This window comes from Oscillospiraceae bacterium (assembly GCA_035380125.1).
In the GTDB taxonomy this organism is placed as follows: domain Bacteria; phylum Bacillota; class Clostridia; order Oscillospirales; family JAKOTC01; genus DAOPZJ01.
Genome location: DAOSWV010000012.1, coordinates 22075 through 38939, shown reverse-complemented (window position 1 = coordinate 38939; position 16865 = coordinate 22075). Strand labels below are relative to the sequence as shown.

The window sequence follows — 16865 nt, the reverse complement described above, 5'->3', positions numbered from 1 at the left end:
CGCGGTGTTGTCATCCCGCCCCTCTTAAATAGCGGGCGATTGAGAATCGCCCCTACACAGAATGAAAGCCGCAAAGGGCGTTGCCCTTTGCGGCTTTTGCTTGTTAAAAATAAAAAAATATGATAAAATTTTTTTACATCATAAACGGATTCATCACTTTCAATCGTATTTATAGCGGAGAGGAGGGAAGGCAGTGAGTCAATTGTCCGGTACCAACGATACCATCACGGCGGCAATCGAAAAATATTCCGACATGGTCCGCCGCATCTGCTTTCTTTACCTGAAAAACGACGCTGACGTCGAGGACGTGTTCCAAGAGGTGTTTCTGAAGTTCTTTCAGAATTTCGACACATTTGAGAGCGAGGAGCATCAAAAGGCCTGGTTATGCCGCGTGGCATTCAACAAATGCAAGGACCTGCACAAGAGCTTTTGGCGCAAAAACGTGGTCGGCATTGAAGATCGGGAACTCCCCTATGAACTTCCGGAACAGAGCGAAGTGACCAAAGCGGTGCTGGAACTGCCCCCGGATCAGAAAGAACTGATCTATCTGCATTATTACGAGGGCAGACCCATTCCGGAAATCGCCGAGATCATGCAGAAAAACCAAAACACGGTCTATTCCCTGCTCCGGCGCGCAAAGACCCGCCTAAAGAAGAAAGTGAGTGAACTCGAATGAATTCCTTTAAGGATGATTTAAACCAAATCAAAGCCGAAGCGGCCCTGAAAGAAAAAACGATGGCCTTCGTTCGGACGGAGCTTGCGAAATCGGAATATGAGCGCATGGGAACTGTCCGCACCGAAACCGTCAAAAAGGAGAATCCGTTTATGAAAAAAATGATTGGGGCGCTCTCCGCCGTCGCCGCCTGTGCACTGCTTGCGGTCGGTGGATTCGTCTTCTACAACACCCCGCTCAATTACGTCAGTTTTGACGTCAACCCCAGTGTGGAACTCGGTATCAACGCATTCGATCAAGTCGTCACGGCGCTTGCCTATAACGATGACGGCGAACAGCTGCTGGCCGGAACCAATGTTATACACCAGTCCCTGGAAGATGCGGTAAGCAATCTGGTGGAACAGGCAGATGAACAGGGCTACATCATGGACGACGGCTCTTCGGTCATTGCTGTCACCGCCGAATCCAACAATGAACAGACAGCCGCACAGATCCAAGCCACCTGCGAAAACACCATCACTTTGACGTTGAACAAGGGCGAGACGACTGCGGTCGTTTACACCGACGCTATTTCATTAAAATTCGCCCAACAGGCCCGGGAATCCGGCGTGTCTCCGGGAAAATACAGATTGATCGAAGTGCTGCAGTCATTGGATCCCACCGTCACGGTTGATCAATATAAGAACGCCAAGGTCAGCGAGATCATCGCGGCCGCCGGAGAGATGCTTGACCAAAACGGCAACGCCGTCGGCAACAACGGCAACGGCAACGGTCAGGGCAACGCCGACAATGCCGACGCGCTCCAGCGCATCCGCAACGCCATCAAAGCCCAAACCGCCGAACAGACCAAAACCCAAACCCAGAGCATGACACTGGGCGAAAGCGGAAACGGCGAGACCTATACCGAACAAAATCAGAATCAGAACGCCAATCAAAATAAAAACAGTGAGACTCAAGATAAGGAACAGGAGAAGGAGCAAAACAAGGCCGAAAACGGCAATCCCACAACCGCTTCTCCGGCCACGCCCGCCAATAACGGAAACGGCAACAGCAATACCGGTACTGCCTCAGGCAGCAGTGATTGCTCAAGCGACTGCTCTTCGTGCTCTTCTTCCTGCGTATCCGATGGGTCCGGCGCTCAATCGGATAACGGAAACAGCAACGCCGGCGGCAACGGTAAAGGTTGATCATTCGATCTGTTTTTAACGCTTTCAACATAAATTCCTCCGTATCGACAAACCACAGGCCACGGCAATCGCCGTGGCCTGCGGTTTATGTATGATTAAATTCATCTTTAACGGTTTTGTTTTTTGTGTTATAATGCTAACTAAATCGGAAGTTCGGAAGGTTAGGGATCAATATGAAAAATCAAAATATGAAAGAATTCTGGCGCTGGATTAAATTCTTGTTGTTTTCGATCAGCGCGGGTTTGATTCAGATGGCGAGCTTTGCCTTTTTAAACGAGGTCGTACATCTGCGTTACTGGGGCAGTTACCTGATCGCGCTGGTATTATCCGTCATCTGGAATTTCACACTGAATCGCCATTTCACCTTTAAATCGGCGAACAACGTGCCGCTCGCGATGTTAAAAGTGTTCGGCTATTACTGTGTCTTTACGCCGCTCTCTACGATTTTCGGCGATTATCTCGTCGAAACTCTGCTTTGGAATGAATATCTCGTAACTTTTATCAATATGCTTGTAAACTTTGTGACCGAATTCCTGTTCCAGCGGTTTGTCGTTTTCCACGCCACCATCGACACCAACAAATTGGCCAACAAACAGGCCCAAAAAGAACAGGCTGAAACAGCCGAGGCCGAAATCTCGGAGTGAACACCCAACATTTTAATTAATGAAATCAAAACGTCGGAAATAAAACGGTTATCCGGCGTTTTACTTTTCCGAAAGATACAGCGCGCCCGGCTCAACCCAATAATAGACCTCATTCGTTGACCGGTTCAAAGAATATTCCGCGGAATTCAAGACCAATAAAGCATTGAACGAATCCGTCTCAAAGGCAATGCTCATATTGTCCAAAGTCCCGTCGACGGCGTTTTTTGCGTTCAGCCCGTATTGATCGATCAATCCATTAAAATAATCATCCAAACTCTGTTCAACCAGAACTTGATTGTTTAACGAAATACTGATTGAAGGGACTTTCGACTCCGACGTCATTACCCAGTCCACTTTATAATTGCCGTTGTTACCGGTGAATTGAATCGACTCCGTACCGTACTTTTGGAACCTGACAACCCAATCATAATCATGGATCGGCATCGCGGATGAGCTGAGAGAGAGATAGATGCCTTGGACCGGAATACCCGGCGTTTCAGAGTCTTGTGTTTCCTCCCAAGCCTGCTCGAAACCAAAGACCTCTTTAAAGCTGCGTTCATTAATTGCAACCGTATCCAACCATGACGGCAAATTTGCTTCATCTTGATATATCAGGTAATATACCGCGTCGGTGACGTCGATTTTGACCGATTCCTCGGGCTCCGTTTCTGCCGGAGTTAAGGTGTTTTCTGTCAGCATATTCTGGCTGACCAGCAGCTTTTCAAGCCGATTGATTTGAACCGTTACGGGAAGATCCTGATAACCGACGGCCGGCAAAATCGAGAAGATCGCCAAAGCACATGCCGTCAGCGCAACAAAGGCATGTGCGCGTTCTTTTTTCGTGAGAATCAAAAAAGATCCGATAAAGGCAAGCACCCAAAGCAGGATAAAGATATATTCGGTTGTCTTTAATCCGGTACTTATCAGCTGTTTGATCACAGCCCAGGCCTCGAACACCAAGATGATGAAAGAGGCGATCGGATAGACGATGCGGTAAACCTTGGCGAGGTTTGATTCGCTGCGGATCGTCATGGCGTGCAGCCATAAGCCGCCGACAGTGTATGCCGCCGCAATGGAATACAACTGGACAAATTCGACCTGCATGCCGGTCAAAACGGTTCGTCCCGTCCAAATGAGCAGCACGAGCGTCAAGGCCAGCACAATGGGAATCATGATATAAGAAAACAGAACCTCAATAAACCGCGGCTGACGCTGCGCCCCGTCCCGCTTCGGGTCCGCAACGCCTTTTGTAAAGTCCGGGAAATATCCGACAAACAGCGTATATCCGATTAACCCGGACAACGTGGCGATATACATATACACTTTTTCGCTCATGTCGCTGTAAATCAGATATTCGAATGCGGCGGCGATGCCGGATGCCCCGGCAAAGATGACAAGCCCGTAAATCAGGGAGATGAAGAAGGCCTTTTCGGCCATGAACAGAGACACGTCAAACGCTGTGCGGTCTTCCCGGAAACCCGCGAAAAGAATAAACAGGATTAAACCGATAAAAATCAACACAGCGATACGAATTTGAGCAATGTTGCTGATGACGACATAGCTGTTCGAAGTATTAATTTTTGAGAAAAAGTACAGGAGCAGAAAGGTCACGGCGGTCACAAGAACGCCGAAGAAATTGGCAAGTTTAAACGCTTTTTTGTCGCTGAATCGGCTGACAGCCAACACTGTGGCGGCCAAGCTGACGACAGCGCCGAGTGCAAACGACCAGTTCAAACAGTTGAACAAGAAATTATACGGTTCCTGCTGCTGCCAGTCAAGCTGGATTCGGATCATCATGACAATGGAGAAAGCCACCGCACAGCCGATGGAGACCGGATATCGTTTGAATGCTTTCAATGCACCCGCAAAAATCTGTATAACAGATCGGAATACTTTGTTCATTTGATATTCCTCCAATCAAAACCGCTCGTCATGTATCATTGAATGAATGTGAGAATTTCACCCTTTGCACAAATTTTCTCTGAATTACCGCCTCCGTCCGTCGTTATTTATATGAATTTTTATCTGTTTTTACAACGGTTTTTGCCCGGTTAAAACAAACCGTGCCATATTGAGTCCGGCGTCGGTGCCGGCGATATTATATGCCTGCTGCGTAAAATGACTCCGATCTTTCATCCAGTCGCGCAATTCAGCCAATTTCGTCGAGACCAAAACAGCGTCGGGGTTTTCGCGGCAGAGTTTCTCCTGCGCCGCGATGATCTCATCAAAGTCATCGGCATCGCTCCGATGTCCGATCTGAATCACAAAGCATTTTTCGATGCCCGCCATTTTCATGCGGTCTAAAATCGCATTAAAGCGCGTTATGTATTCCTCACCCGGCAGTCCTGCCCCGCCGTCCTGTTCTCCCTGGCACCAGACCATAAACCGGTGACGGACAATAAAACCGTTTCTGGCTAAAAACAGATCCGCCGCTTTCAACCTGGCTTTTGCGTCTTGAATCGGCGGTTTGTCGGGATGCCAGAAATCGGTGTTTGTGCCACCCATGCTGCACGACACCGCGACAATCGGGATATTCGTTAGAGAAAAATAGGCCTCGCACAATGCAGAAACCATTGAGCCGGACATCGCGTGGTCATCGACGCCGCTCTCGGGATTGCGTTCGTCGAGACCGAACGGCTCGACAATATCATGCAGCCAGTCCGGATCGCTGATTGCCCGGAATTCATAGCCGTGCCCGCTTTTACACACAACGCTCTCTGCGGCATTTCCCCGCCCCGACATATTCGACTGTCCCATAAAAATGACAAGGTCGACCGTTTGGTTTTGCTTCATCACAATCCCTCCTGTCCGCTTTCTGTAATTCTATTATAAAATGTAAAGCAATCCGATGTCAATGTTCGGATTCGTTTTTGGGATCTTTTTCTTTTTTTCGGGTCATATTTGTTTCGGTGTTTCTCCTACCGCAAGTTCTGTCTGCCCCATATAAAAATGATGGAGCCGACTATGTTTTCACTCTTAAATCAATCCAATCTGTATTAACGCTTGTTGTCATCCCGAAAAACGCCCCGATTCATCCATCTGGTGGGAGACAAACAAATAGGTGCCGCCGACATCTTTCAAAGTCAATACTTTATTCCCGTCGCAGTAAAAATTGTCGTTATAACAAAGGCGAATAAGGTTTCCCTCACGTTCCCCGCGCAAAAAATTGATTTGCATTAAATAGTTCGTATCCCCGTGTAAATTGTAATAGGAATCAAATTTTGCAGAATATGAAAATTCATCAAGCCCCAACCCGTAAGTCTGCGTAAGTCCGATCCCCATATAGGCCTTCAGAACCTCATCCATTTCTGATTTTTTGATTTTGGTGCAGGGACACGGAACTTCATCAATGCTGCAGGACATGCCGTTTGCTTTTAAAAAATCTGCGAGTTCATCGCCCTCTGCCCGATCAGTGACATTGATGCCATTATAGAAAAGCGCATATAAATCAATCTCTTCCGGCGTGTCGTACAATGAACTCAAAAATTGATTTCGAATATCGAAAGAATCGCGGTTAAAAAACGAATTACCGTTGAAAAACGCCAATTCTTCGCAGGACAATGTTATGACTTTCGGTTCTCCCGTTTCCGAGGAGGTTTGAATCCCGCAGCCTGCCCATAATGCCCATATGCACGTTAAAACGAGAATATAAATCAATTGTTTTTTCATATCGCTTCCTCCGATCGACCTTGTCTAGCGGAATCGTGTTTGCGCATTTCCATTATAATCCTTTTTTCGACCGAAAGCAAAGTTTATTTACCGTATGAAAATTTTATACGGATGTTTATAAGGTTTTTAATTTAATTCTTTTTTTGATCGCCCTTTTCTTCTTTGCTTTTCTTTTTCTCTGGTAAAAGCAAAGAGACCAACAATCCGAATACCGCGCCGTACGCCGTCGAGATATACGGATTCGAGGTGATGGCACAAGTTCCCGAAACGCAGCCCACGAAATAATAATACGCAAAGCCGCCTATGGCGCCTACGGCGGTCAAAACCAGTTTCAGCCAATGTTTTTTTAACATATTCATGCCCTCCGAATGATAAAGATATAATTTTATCATACGCGCAATCGCGCAAAACTCCGTGACTGTATCACAAAAGCAGGGCATTAAATAAACACCCTGCTTCAGCTTTTATTATTTTAATATTCAATCAATTCCGTGCGCAGCTGTTTGATTTTTTCTTCAATCGTCAGAATCACCCGCATGAATTCTTCGTCGGGTTTCCCGGTGGGATCGTCCAGACCCCAGTCCTCCCGGCGCTTTGCGGGCAGATAGGGACATTCGACGTTACAGCCCATTGTGACGACCACGTCAATCGGCGGCAATTCGGCGAGCAATTTCGAGCGCTGGGATTTTTCCATATCGATGCCGTATAGCTGCCGGATCAAGCGGACTGCATCGGTGTTGATGCGGTCTTTCACTTCCGTGCCTGCGGAATAACTCTCAAACGCGTCGGCGGCAAAGTGTTTCCCCAGCGCTTCGGCGATCTGGCTGCGGCAGGAATTGTGCACGCAGATAAACGCGACTTTGGGTTTCGGCATAAAACGCTCCTTTTCAGTCCTGATTGCGGTCATAGACCTCCTGCCGCTGTTCTTTATCGAGCGACTTTTCGGTGATCGCCGCGATGATCAGAATGCCGATGATGCTCAGTCCCAGACGAACCAACATAAATGTCGGGCCCATGCTGGCGGCTTCAAAGGTCAGCATCGGGATTTTGGTCGTCGACCAGGCTCCGACAAAGACGAACACGTTGAACAAACTGCTGCCCTTTTTCAACATCACACCGGCCACCGGAAACGCCGCATACAGCGGCCCCGCGGCGGCTGAGCCGAGGAAAAACGCCAACAACACGCCCTTGATTCCGGAGCCCTTGCCGGTGTATTTCATCATCGTCGCCCGGTCGACCCACACGTCGAGCAATCCGAGCAAGACAAAGATCGGCGGAATCACCGAGATCATTTCGATGATGTTCTGCTTGGTCAATTCGAGCGACTTTGCCCCGATGTCGGGGACGATCAAACCGATCACGACGTTGGCGGCGATCAACAGCAAGGGGATTCCGTACCGCTTTATCAATTTCTTCATCACAGCACCACCCCGATCACAACCGCCGCAATCAGCGAAAACACAAACGCGGAAATATTGCGGATAATCGCGGCCTTCTTCCCGAAGGTTTTGATCTCAAGCGGCAGAGTCACGATACCCACCATCATCAGCGTCGAGACAAACGCGGCGATCTGCATATACCCCGCGCCGTTTTTAAGCAGCGCGGCTGCCAGCGGAAACGCGACAAACCCGGGAATCAGCGTGATCGAGCCGATTAATGCCGCTCCGAGCACGCCCAAAACGCCGGAATCGGTTCCGAGCAGATCGGTGATCGTCTCGGGGCTTAAAACCGAAAACGCCAACCCGATGATGACCAAGATTACAAGAAGCTGCGGCAGGATGTTCTCAAACGCCTTCCATGCCTTTATCAATGCGGCTTTGGTCTTTTTCCGGTCTTTAAAAAAGGATACGGCGAGTCCCGCGCCCGCGAGCCCGTATAAAATATAGGTGAAGGGACTCATTTGAGCTCGATACAGTTCCCGCAGCAAAGACCGACGCAGAGACCGCAGCCGTTGCATTTGCTTTCATCGAGTTCCATGCGTGAGCCGAGTGGTTCCTCATCGTCTTCGACCCATGAAATCGCGCCTGTCGGGCATTCTTTCAGCGGTTTGCACATGCGCGGATCGGATGCGCATTTTTGCTTGTCAATCACTGCTTTCATATGTTTAACCCCTGACTTTTTTCAAAATCATAACAACTTCTTCGGGTTTCAGAACCTTGCCGTAAGAGACCACTTTGCCGTCGACCACCAGCGCCGGCGTGCTCATCACGCCGTAAGCCGCGATCTGTGCAAAATCGGTCACATGGTCAATCATGTCGTTCATTCCGAGCTGCGCAAGCGCCTCTTTTACGGCGGCTTCGAGCTGATTGCACTTGGCGCATCCGCTGCCCAGCACTTTCACACCCGAACCCTCGGTTTTTGCCTTCTCGGCTGCTGCCATGTTTTCCGCGTTGCAGTTTCCGCAGCAGCAACAGGAGGATGCCTTTTCTTCTTTGTTTTTCTTACCAAACAGTGCCATCATGTAATACCTCTTTCTGAATAATTATAGTGAAGCCACTTTTTTCTCGGGTTTTCTTTTTAAGAAAAATGAGGTTGCAATCCCTACGATCAACATCAAAACCGAAGCGATCAGATATATTTTATCAATCCCGTATGAACTGATGATTTTGGCGTTGACCGAAGTCCCTACCGCTCCGCCGACAAACATATTGAACGAAGCGACCGACATTGCCGTCCCCCGCATCTTCGGAAGAATTTCCTGCGCGGCGGACACCAAGGTGGACTGGAAGAATATAAAGGATATTCCGAAAAAGAAGAGGCCTGCACAGAGCAAATAAATATTGCTGCTTGCCGACAGGGCGAACAGTGCGATGAACCCGATCACGCCGGTCATGATAAAGTACAGCGCTCCCGTCTTTTTCCGAATCTTCGGGGCGATTCGGCCGCCGATGACGGTTCCGACGCCGAACAATGAGAGAATTAATCCGATTACCAATATTTCATATCCGGTGATCTGCTGAAGCAATTTCCCCGAATAGGTGAACGTTCCGAATACGCTGAACCCCACGAAAAAGATGGTCAAAACCAAACGCATGAATTTAAAATTGCTGAGCGGTTCTTTATAGGCGCTGATAAAGTTCAGCTTTGATACCACGGACGCGTCTTTCTCCAGCATTTTTAACATGAACAACGCCAAGATCAGTTCTCCGATGCCGTAAAAAATATAAACCAACCGCCATGAGCCGTAATATGCAAGAACGCCTCCCACCGCTGTTGCGGTAGCGCCGCCTAGGAACATAAGGCCCATGACCTTGCCTAACGCCTTATGCCGATTTTGGTCATCGAAACTTTGGCCGACGAGCGCCATGGTCACGGGGAATATACCCGCGCCGAAAGCGCCATTCACGGCTCTGAAGATGATCAATGACGGCAGATTATACGCAAACCCGCCCAGGATGCTGAAAACAGCGGTTCCCATCGCTGCGATATTGATGACTTTTGCTTTCCCGAATCGATCCGACAGGGGTCCGAAAATCAGGGTGAATGCGCCGAAAGCCAGCATATAGGCGGTAACCGAAATCGCAGCCGTCTCAACGCTCAAATTGAGATCTTTTGCGATATTCAGCAAAAGAGGAGCGGCGGCATAGTTGTCACCGTTGGCCAAAAAGGCCATAAAGCCTAACAACAAGAGCATTTTATTCTTCTTTTTATTATCCATTATCGTTCACCTTAAAATTTATTCTCACGTATCTCATACTTGCCGTACGGATAAGCGTCATTATTTTGCCCAAATACGGCTTGTGAAATGGGACGCCTCTTTATAACTCTTTCAACAACCGCAGCCGTCGCCGTCACGGCGGCAGCAGCTTCCCCCGCAACCACAGCCGTTCTCCGGTTTTGCGTAAGGCGGTTTCCATCTGGTGTCTTCGCCGACATAAGTGATTGCGCCGACCGGGCAGCGGTTTCCGCAGCCGTGGCAATGATCGATACATTCGTCGGGAGCGGTCACGACCGGCGACGGCGCTTTTTTGACGTCATACACACCGTGGGGACACGTTTTGACACAGGTTCCGCACTCCTGACAGATCACATAATCGACCACGGGATACCAAGTTTTTGCCATGATTTTTTCCTCCGTTTTTTATACGATTAAAGGTTGAAGCGCATTGAACAAATATCCCACAAGGATGATGCCTACGGTGCAGATGACGATGAAAAGCGCCAGCAGTTTGGGCTTGACCGCCTTGCGCAGCATGATCATCGACGGCAGCGACAATGTGGTGACTGCCATCATGAACGCCAAAATCGAACCGAGCTGTGCGCCTTTGTCAAACAACGCCTGCGCGATCGGGATCGTGCCGAAGATATCCGCGTACATCGGAACGCCGACCAGCGTCGCCAACACCACGCCGAACGGGTTTTTACTGCCCAATGCCGCGATCACCCACTCCTCGGGAATCCAATTGTGAATCACCGCACCGATGGCAACGCCGATCAGGATATACAAAATGACCTTCTTGAAGGTGGCGAACATCTGATCTTTGGCATAGATGATCCGGTCTCTGCGGGTCAGGTCGGGCGCGTCGATATCGACTTTTCCGGCTGCCAGAATAAACGGCTCGACGTGCTTTTCCATATGCAGTTTCTCGATGATTGTACCGCCGATCACCGCAATAATCAACCCGACAAGCACATAAATTACCGCAACTTTGAATCCGAAAATGCTCATCAACAGCACAAGCGACCCCAGATCGACCATCGGCGACGAGATCAGGAACGAAAAGGTCACGCCGACCGGCAGCCCCGCCGAGGTGAAACCGATGAACAGCGGGATCGAGGAACACGAACAAAACGGAGTGACCGTGCCGAGCAATGCCGCAATGGAATTCGCTCCGATTCCATGAAACCGGCCCAATATTTTTTTGCTGCGCTCCGGCGGAAAATGGCTCTGGATATAGCTGATGACAAAGATCAGCACGCACAGCAGAATCGTGATTTTGATGACGTCGTAAAGAAAAAACTGAATGCTGCCGACCCAACGATTTTCAAGGTCGAGCCCGAGCGCGGCAAGGCCATCGCCGATCAGCTCGTTCAGCCACTTCATTCCTAAAATCTGATACTGGAAAAAATCCCAGATCGCTTTTATTGTTTGCATAGGAAAAGCCTCTTCATATCAATTATTTTTGATGTATCGCCCAAAAGAAAAGCCATTGCCGTAATGGCTTTTTAACAGGCATTTTTACAGCTGCATGAACCGGAGCAATCCGCACAGGGCGTTGTTATCTCTTGCAGCAGCTTCAGCGCATCTCCGCTGCCCTGCTCGCAGATTTGATAGTGTGTCCACTTGCCGTCCTGACGGCTCTCGACAATGCCCGATTCGACCAGAACCTTCATATGGTACGAAATCGCCGATTGGCCCATATCGAGTTTGTCGATCAGCACGCAGGCGCATTTTTCGCCGCCGCGCAGCAGTTCCAGAATCCGCAGACGGTTTTCATCGCACAGGGCTTTGAATACCTTTGCCTGATGTTCATAATTATTGTCCAAAACATTCACCTCACATCAAAAATATTTGATGTGTCTTTATTATATGACCAAATTATTCACTTGTCAACACTTTATTAAATTTTACTTCCGAATTAACGATGGCAGTTAAGAGTGAAAAGTGATATTTACGAAAATCCCCCCTTGGGGGCACGAAATGCCGGGGTGGTTAATGTAATCCGTTTTGCGCAGCAAAACACCGCAACTGCCCACTGTGAACTGCCCACTGCCAACTTTACCTTTTTCACTTTGCATTTATAAATTTATTTTATATCCGCCTTATTGGAAAACCCGCGGCTCTCCCAATACCCGCGATATTCCGTATCGTCGGACAATGTGATGTGATTGACCCAGCGCGCCCACTTATAGCCCCGCTTGGCTTCGGCCACCACGATGAACGGATAGCCCATCTCGGGCGGCAAATCCAGTCCGTTGGCTTCGTAGGCCAAAATCAGTTGATTGGACAGCACATAGTCCAACGACAATGAAGTGGTATAGCCGTCCACCGCTTCGAAAATCACCGTATTTGCGGTCGATTTTGCTCCCGCCAGATCGATCAGATCGGCGAGCAATGAGCCGCGCCATAAAATCGTGGCGTCCCAGCCCTCGACACAGTGAAGCGTCACCAGCCGCTGATAATCCGTCAATGCGCGCACCTGTTCGATATTCAGTTCAACGGTTTGATCGACCAAGCCGTCGATGGTCAGGACAAAGCTCTCAGGGTCGACATACTGCACCCCTTTGATGGAATTATCTCTCGGCCCGATCGCGGGGTCCAGACGTGTGCCTTGATAATCGGTGATCTCGTTTTCGCGGTATCGGCTCAGGGTCGCGGAAGTGACCGCGTCCACCGAAGTCACGGAAGCCGCCGAAGACGCCTCGCTGCTCTCGGGCAAGCTGCTCGGTTCCTGCTCGGATTCGGGTTCCGACTCCGATTCGGATGAAGCGCTCTCCGCCTGCGAGGACGTTTCGCCGATCGATGAAGTTTGGCTTGAAATCAAGGTTGCCGAACTGATCGCGTCGGGGTTTTGCGAACTTGCGGCTGCGCAGCCGTTTAAAAGTATGATGAAAGCCAATATAAAAATCCCGTAACGTTTCATAAAAACCTCCGTTCCCGGTTCGCCTGCAATATGCAGGTTCCTGCAAAATGCAGTTGTTTTAATATTATCAAATTTAATACTCACAATCGGTGAGTTTATCACCTTGTTTGTCTCTAAAATAATGCAGCCGCACGATTGTTTCATGCGGCTGCATTAAAATTTTCGGCAGTGTCACTTTACACTTTTAACTGCAAACTGTTAACTTGCCTTTATGGAACTTATCTGTAATACTGCGCCTGTGCACATTTTGTCATTCTGAGCGTAGCGCGCCAAAATAGGCGCGTTTGAAGTTCTGAAGAATCTCGTTCCCATAAAATCTGCGGCAACCGGTTATTTATAATACTGTGCCTGCGCGTTCCAGAGTTCGCTGTATTTCCCTTTTTCATCGGCCAGCAATTCGTTATGACTGCCGCGCTGTACCAACTGACCCTCGTCGAATACTGCGATATCATCGCAGAAGCGGCAGGATGAGAGCCGGTGGGAGATGAACACCGCCGTCTTATCGCCGACCAACGTATTGAACTTGGAATAAACCTCGTATTCGGCGACCGGGTCGAGCGCGGCGGTCGGTTCGTCGAGAATGACGAACGGCGCATCCTTGTAGAGCGCCCGAGCCAGTGCGATTTTTTGCGCCTCGCCGCCCGAAATCTGCACGCCGTCTTTGTCGAAATCCTTATAAAGCGGCGTGTCAAGCCCGTGTTCCAACTCCGAGAGCCGCTGGCTGAATCCCGCTTCATTAAGGCATTTTTCGGCCTTTGCAGCGTCGTAGTTCTTGGCCACCGCGACATTCTGACCGAGCGGAAACGCAAGCAGCTTGAAGTCCTGAAACACGACCGAGAAGATGTCCATATACTCTTTATAGTCGTATTTTCGGATATTGAAATCGTTCAGATAAATTTCACCCTCGGTTGGGTCATAGAGTCTGCAAAGCAGCTTGATAAAGGTGGTTTTGCCGCTGCCGTTCATGCCGACGATGGCGAGACGTTCGCCGATGCGAAATTTCAAATTGACATGCCGCAACGCCCAGACATCGGTATTGGGATATTTGAACGAGACGTCGCGGAATTCGATCTCATATTTGAAATCATCCCGCTTTTCAACCGACAGTGATCCCTGATACATCTTATTCGGAATATCAAAAAACCTGAAGGTATCGGCCAGAAAGGCGTTGTTACCAACCAGTTCGACCCACAGATTGACGAACTGCCCGATACCCGCGGTTAAGCTTGCAATTGCTCCGACATACATCAGCACATTGCCGACGCCAAACGCCCCACCGAGGGCTTTTAAGGCGACGAACGCATACACCGCGCCGCTCATTAAATAGGTGACGGCATTACTCGTGCCTTGCCATCCGGCCATTTTTTTAATAACATCCCGAAAGGTTGTGCTCCAATATCCGGCCGGATAAATACGCCCGTCGGCGGCAAATGCATCCTGCTGATAAATACGGACATCCATCGCCCTTTCCGAACTGCTCAATCCTCCCCTTCCTCCGTAAAAGAAAAATAAACGATTGCCCATTCGGGCCTTAGGCGCTTGTTTGGCAAAAGCGTCGTTGGCCTTTGCGGAAAGCATCGGCGGTATCATTACGGCAATTGCCAGTACAGTAAATACTGCCGCAAGCAGCCACGGTGAGTTCATAAACGCCAAATCGCCGCTCTCGGGTACCTTCAGCGTGAACAGTGTAATCACGAGCGCGACCGAACAGATGATCTTGACTGCGCCGGTGGTCAGTTGACTGAACATACCGGTCATACGCGAAAGCCCCTTAGCGCCCCAATTGCGGTTTTGGTAGATCGTTGAAAGCAACTGATGAACCTCGGCATCTTCGACATCACAAAAATCCATGTCAAACAATTTACCTGAATAAGCGCTGTTCATTTGCTCCCAAAAAATCGAATGCAGGTAGTTTGTCCACCGCTGCGCGGCATCTTTTGCCAATAGTAAAACTGCGTTTACCCCAACTGTAATGATCGCCAAACGGATCAATGTTTGAGTATCTCTCGTTCCGGCCAACTCGTTTAAAATCAATGCCGACAAGTAGAGATTCGGAAAAACAATCAGCGCGTCGAACAGGCCGGACAGAAATTTGCTGAACGCCAACGGCTTTCCGCTGATTGTGCGGGTCATTTTCATCCCCCGCAGAATCATTCGGAGATTTTCGATAAAACTGCGCTTATTTTCGTCTTTTTTCTTCATTTTCATATCATTACCTCAACCGCTTCGAGATTTTCTTTGTAATACCGGCTCTGGATGCCGAATAACTCAGCGTATTTCTTTCCCTTTTGAATTAATTCATCATGTGTTCCCGTCTCGGCAATCACGCCGTTTTCCAAAAAGACAATCCGATCACAAAAGCGGGTCGAAGCCAGACGGTGCGAGATAAACAGCGAAGTCCTGCCGGCGGTCAGGTCGTTGTATTTTTGATAGATGTCGCTCTCGGCGATCGGGTCGAGAGCCGCAGTCGGTTCGTCCAATACCACAACCGGTGCGTTTTTATAAAGCGCCCGTGCCAACATCAGGCGCTGGGTCTCCCCGCCGGAGAGCTCCACCGCATCCTCGTGCACGGTTTTATAAAGCAGCGAATTCCATCCGTGGGGCAGTGAATCAATCTTTTTTTCGAGATTGGCTAGTTTTAAGCATTCCCGCGCCCTTGTCTCGTCGATGTTGTCCAGCGACTGTGTGATATTTTGCAGCACCGACAGCGGCATAATCGAAAACTCCTGAAACACCGCGCAAAACAGCGCGTAATACTCGTTGCGGTTAAAGTCCTTCACATTGATACCGTTGAGTAAAACCTCACCCTCGGTCGGGTCATAAAGCCCGCAAAGCAGCTTGACCAGCGTGGTCTTGCCCGCACCGTTCAATCCGACCAACGCCAATTTCTCTCCGGCTCTGATTGTCAGCGAGAGATTTTTAATTGTATCCTCCTTGGCTTGGGGATAACGGTAAGTGACATTGCGCAGTTCGAATTCGTATTTCCCGTCGAGTGTGTTCTTCAACTCCGCGCCACTGCCGAAATTGAATTTCTCGGGGTATTCGAGAAATACCCGGACATGATCGACGTCAAGCATATCCCGATGCAGCTTTTCGAACCCGCTCATGATCCCCGAAAAATAATTCGCAAAGCCGCTGATTGCCGCGAAAACCAACACAAACTCGGAGACCGCCATCCCTTTGGTCAACGCGATATAGATCAGCCACCCGTAGGCAAGGCCTTCGCGCAGCAGCGACATCAGGCAGTTGACCCCGTCGGCGGCAAGCTCCCTCCAATTGCAGCGCTGTTCCCAGTCGAGGCAGATTTTTTCGAAATCGCGCATAATTTCCCTGAGCCACCGAGCCGCGCCGAAGATGCGTATATCTTTAGCAACCTGATACTCACTGCCGATCGTGCAGATATACCACAGTTTTTCCCGGTTTTTCCTGAAGTCGTCTTCATGGGCATACTTCCAGTCATCGGTCTTTTTACGTACGATCAGGCTCACTACGGTGGTCAATGCGACAACAGACAGTATGATCGGACTGACTTTGGTCAATACCAATAAAAAGATCACAAATCCGCCGAGAGAGATGGCCAGGCGATACATCGTTCTGTAACCCGCTTCGGTGCCTTGCCCGTTTGCACATGTCGCCTGCTCCGCCTTGCCGAATTTTAAGCGGAAATCCGGATTTTCGATATTTTCATAGCTTGTCCGCAATGCTTTTAACACGTCTTTTTTGCTCAGATTCGACCGGCAGGCAACGACCTCGTTGAAAAAATATGTCGAGGCCCATGCGTTCAGAGCCTTTACGATCACGATGGCAGCCGTGAATAACCCGATGATAATCAATAACTGCCCGGCCGTTTGGCGTTGTTCCAGCCCCGCGATGACACATTTGGGCAAGAATAATCCGGCGGTCGAATAACCGAGGTCGGCAATAATAAACGCCGCCATCAGCCATAAAACAATCGGGTTCACTTTTGCCGCATTCCCTAACAGATACCCGGCGTTTTGAAACATATTGTACTTCGGTTTTGTTTTCTGTTCTTTTTTCTTTTTTTCCGCTTTTTCGCTCAAAAGGACTCATCCCCTTTCCGAGTTGAGGATAACATATCATCAAAATA

Annotated in this window: 19 protein-coding genes; 3 read left to right on the top strand and 16 right to left on the bottom strand. The window is 49.2% G+C overall.

The features are described 5' to 3' along the window. Positions 1-193: 193 nt before the first annotated feature. The 3 genes from PK629_06245 to PK629_06235 all read left to right on the top strand — a co-directional run bounded on the left by PK629_06245 (position 194) and on the right by PK629_06235 (position 2504). A complete protein-coding gene (locus PK629_06245; protein HOP11071.1) occupies positions 194-676 on the top strand; it encodes a sigma-70 family RNA polymerase sigma factor in 483 nt (160 codons plus the stop codon). Beyond that, entirely contained in the window at positions 673-1860 is a 1188-nt protein-coding gene (locus tag PK629_06240) for a hypothetical protein (protein ID HOP11070.1), read from the top strand. The genes PK629_06245 and PK629_06240 overlap by 4 nt, the downstream gene beginning before the upstream one ends. Positions 1861-2033: 173 nt before the next feature. Further along, positions 2034-2504 (top strand): GtrA family protein, encoded by a 471-nt coding sequence (locus tag PK629_06235; protein ID HOP11069.1) that lies wholly within the window; start codon positions 2034-2036, stop codon positions 2502-2504. Between the two features lie 60 nt (positions 2505-2564). Here PK629_06235 and PK629_06230 read toward each other — a convergent pair whose 3' ends face one another. From PK629_06230 to PK629_06155, 16 genes are all read right to left on the bottom strand, one after another. Beyond that, positions 2565-4406, bottom strand: coding sequence for a DUF4153 domain-containing protein (locus PK629_06230; GenBank protein ID HOP11068.1), 1842 nt, complete (start codon positions 4404-4406; stop codon positions 2565-2567). Positions 4407-4535: 129 nt separating this feature from the next. Further along, positions 4536-5297, bottom strand: a complete 762-nt coding sequence (locus PK629_06225; GenBank protein ID HOP11067.1) for a sialate O-acetylesterase — start codon at positions 5295-5297, stop codon at positions 4536-4538. 216 nt (positions 5298-5513) lie between these two features. Continuing rightward, the gene (locus tag PK629_06220) at positions 5514-6173 is read right to left on the bottom strand and encodes a hypothetical protein (protein HOP11066.1); all 660 of its coding nucleotides are present in this window, start codon (positions 6171-6173) and stop codon (positions 5514-5516) included. A 131-nt stretch (positions 6174-6304) separates the two neighbouring features. Then, a complete protein-coding gene (locus tag PK629_06215; protein HOP11065.1) occupies positions 6305-6526 on the bottom strand; it encodes a DUF6132 family protein in 222 nt (73 codons plus the stop codon). A 119-nt stretch (positions 6527-6645) separates the two neighbouring features. Then, positions 6646-7047, bottom strand: a complete 402-nt coding sequence (locus PK629_06210; protein ID HOP11064.1) for an arsenate reductase ArsC — start codon at positions 7045-7047, stop codon at positions 6646-6648. 13 nt (positions 7048-7060) lie between these two features. Further along, on the bottom strand, positions 7061-7591 hold the full coding sequence (locus PK629_06205) for a permease (GenBank protein HOP11063.1): 531 nt from the start codon (positions 7589-7591) through the stop codon (positions 7061-7063). Then, positions 7591-8073 carry a permease gene (locus tag PK629_06200; protein ID HOP11062.1) on the bottom strand — a complete coding sequence of 161 codons (483 nt, stop codon included), beginning with the start codon at positions 8071-8073 and terminating at the stop codon, positions 7591-7593. The genes PK629_06205 and PK629_06200 overlap by 1 nt, the downstream gene beginning before the upstream one ends. Beyond that, the gene (locus PK629_06195; GenBank protein ID HOP11061.1) at positions 8070-8273 is read right to left on the bottom strand and encodes a hypothetical protein; all 204 of its coding nucleotides are present in this window, start codon (positions 8271-8273) and stop codon (positions 8070-8072) included. The genes PK629_06200 and PK629_06195 overlap by 4 nt, the downstream gene beginning before the upstream one ends. Positions 8274-8277: 4 nt before the next feature. Continuing rightward, the gene (locus PK629_06190; GenBank protein HOP11060.1) at positions 8278-8631 is read right to left on the bottom strand and encodes a thioredoxin family protein; all 354 of its coding nucleotides are present in this window, start codon (positions 8629-8631) and stop codon (positions 8278-8280) included. 24 nt (positions 8632-8655) lie between these two features. Further along, positions 8656-9807 carry an MFS transporter gene (locus tag PK629_06185; GenBank protein HOP11059.1) on the bottom strand — a complete coding sequence of 384 codons (1152 nt, stop codon included), beginning with the start codon at positions 9805-9807 and terminating at the stop codon, positions 8656-8658. A 135-nt stretch (positions 9808-9942) separates the two neighbouring features. Next, positions 9943-10236: a ferredoxin family protein gene (locus tag PK629_06180; protein ID HOP11058.1), complete on the bottom strand. Its 294-nt coding sequence runs from the start codon at positions 10234-10236 to the stop codon at positions 9943-9945. A gap of 18 nt (positions 10237-10254) precedes the next feature. Continuing rightward, positions 10255-11268: a permease gene (locus PK629_06175; protein ID HOP11057.1), complete on the bottom strand. Its 1014-nt coding sequence runs from the start codon at positions 11266-11268 to the stop codon at positions 10255-10257. A gap of 71 nt (positions 11269-11339) precedes the next feature. After that, positions 11340-11660, bottom strand: a complete 321-nt coding sequence (locus tag PK629_06170) for a metalloregulator ArsR/SmtB family transcription factor (protein ID HOP11056.1) — start codon at positions 11658-11660, stop codon at positions 11340-11342. Positions 11661-11920: 260 nt separating this feature from the next. Beyond that, positions 11921-12757 (bottom strand): molybdopterin-dependent oxidoreductase, encoded by an 837-nt coding sequence (locus PK629_06165; protein ID HOP11055.1) that lies wholly within the window; start codon positions 12755-12757, stop codon positions 11921-11923. A gap of 330 nt (positions 12758-13087) precedes the next feature. Beyond that, positions 13088-14965 (bottom strand): ABC transporter ATP-binding protein, encoded by a 1878-nt coding sequence (locus tag PK629_06160; GenBank protein ID HOP11054.1) that lies wholly within the window; start codon positions 14963-14965, stop codon positions 13088-13090. Further along, positions 14962-16818, bottom strand: a complete 1857-nt coding sequence (locus PK629_06155) for an ABC transporter ATP-binding protein (GenBank protein HOP11053.1) — start codon at positions 16816-16818, stop codon at positions 14962-14964. The genes PK629_06160 and PK629_06155 overlap by 4 nt, the downstream gene beginning before the upstream one ends. Positions 16819-16865: the final 47 nt, after the last annotated feature.

Bases quoted from the DNA above. Each gene is read 5' to 3' on its own strand.
- PK629_06240 (HOP11070.1), top strand. From the start codon at position 673: ATGAATTCCTTTAAGGATGATTTAAACCAAATCAAAGCCGAAGCGGCC.
- PK629_06235 (HOP11069.1), top strand. From the start codon at position 2,034: ATGAAAAATCAAAATATGAAAGAATTCTGGCGCTGGATTAAATTCTTG.
- PK629_06230 (HOP11068.1), bottom strand. From the start codon at position 4,406: ATGAACAAAGTATTCCGATCTGTTATACAGATTTTTGCGGGTGCATTG.
- PK629_06225 (HOP11067.1), bottom strand. From the start codon at position 5,297: ATGAAGCAAAACCAAACGGTCGACCTTGTCATTTTTATGGGACAGTCG.
- PK629_06220 (HOP11066.1), bottom strand. From the start codon at position 6,173: ATGAAAAAACAATTGATTTATATTCTCGTTTTAACGTGCATATGGGCA.
- PK629_06215 (HOP11065.1), bottom strand. From the start codon at position 6,526: ATGTTAAAAAAACATTGGCTGAAACTGGTTTTGACCGCCGTAGGCGCC.
- PK629_06210 (HOP11064.1), bottom strand. From the start codon at position 7,047: ATGCCGAAACCCAAAGTCGCGTTTATCTGCGTGCACAATTCCTGCCGC.
- PK629_06205 (HOP11063.1), bottom strand. From the start codon at position 7,591: ATGAAGAAATTGATAAAGCGGTACGGAATCCCCTTGCTGTTGATCGCC.
- PK629_06200 (HOP11062.1), bottom strand. From the start codon at position 8,073: ATGAGTCCCTTCACCTATATTTTATACGGGCTCGCGGGCGCGGGACTC.
- PK629_06195 (HOP11061.1), bottom strand. From the start codon at position 8,273: ATGAAAGCAGTGATTGACAAGCAAAAATGCGCATCCGATCCGCGCATG.
- PK629_06190 (HOP11060.1), bottom strand. From the start codon at position 8,631: ATGGCACTGTTTGGTAAGAAAAACAAAGAAGAAAAGGCATCCTCCTGT.
- PK629_06185 (HOP11059.1), bottom strand. From the start codon at position 9,807: ATGCTCTTGTTGTTAGGCTTTATGGCCTTTTTGGCCAACGGTGACAAC.
- PK629_06180 (HOP11058.1), bottom strand. From the start codon at position 10,236: ATGGCAAAAACTTGGTATCCCGTGGTCGATTATGTGATCTGTCAGGAG.
- PK629_06175 (HOP11057.1), bottom strand. From the start codon at position 11,268: ATGCAAACAATAAAAGCGATCTGGGATTTTTTCCAGTATCAGATTTTA.
- PK629_06165 (HOP11055.1), bottom strand. From the start codon at position 12,757: ATGAAACGTTACGGGATTTTTATATTGGCTTTCATCATACTTTTAAAC.
- PK629_06160 (HOP11054.1), bottom strand. From the start codon at position 14,965: ATGAAAATGAAGAAAAAAGACGAAAATAAGCGCAGTTTTATCGAAAAT.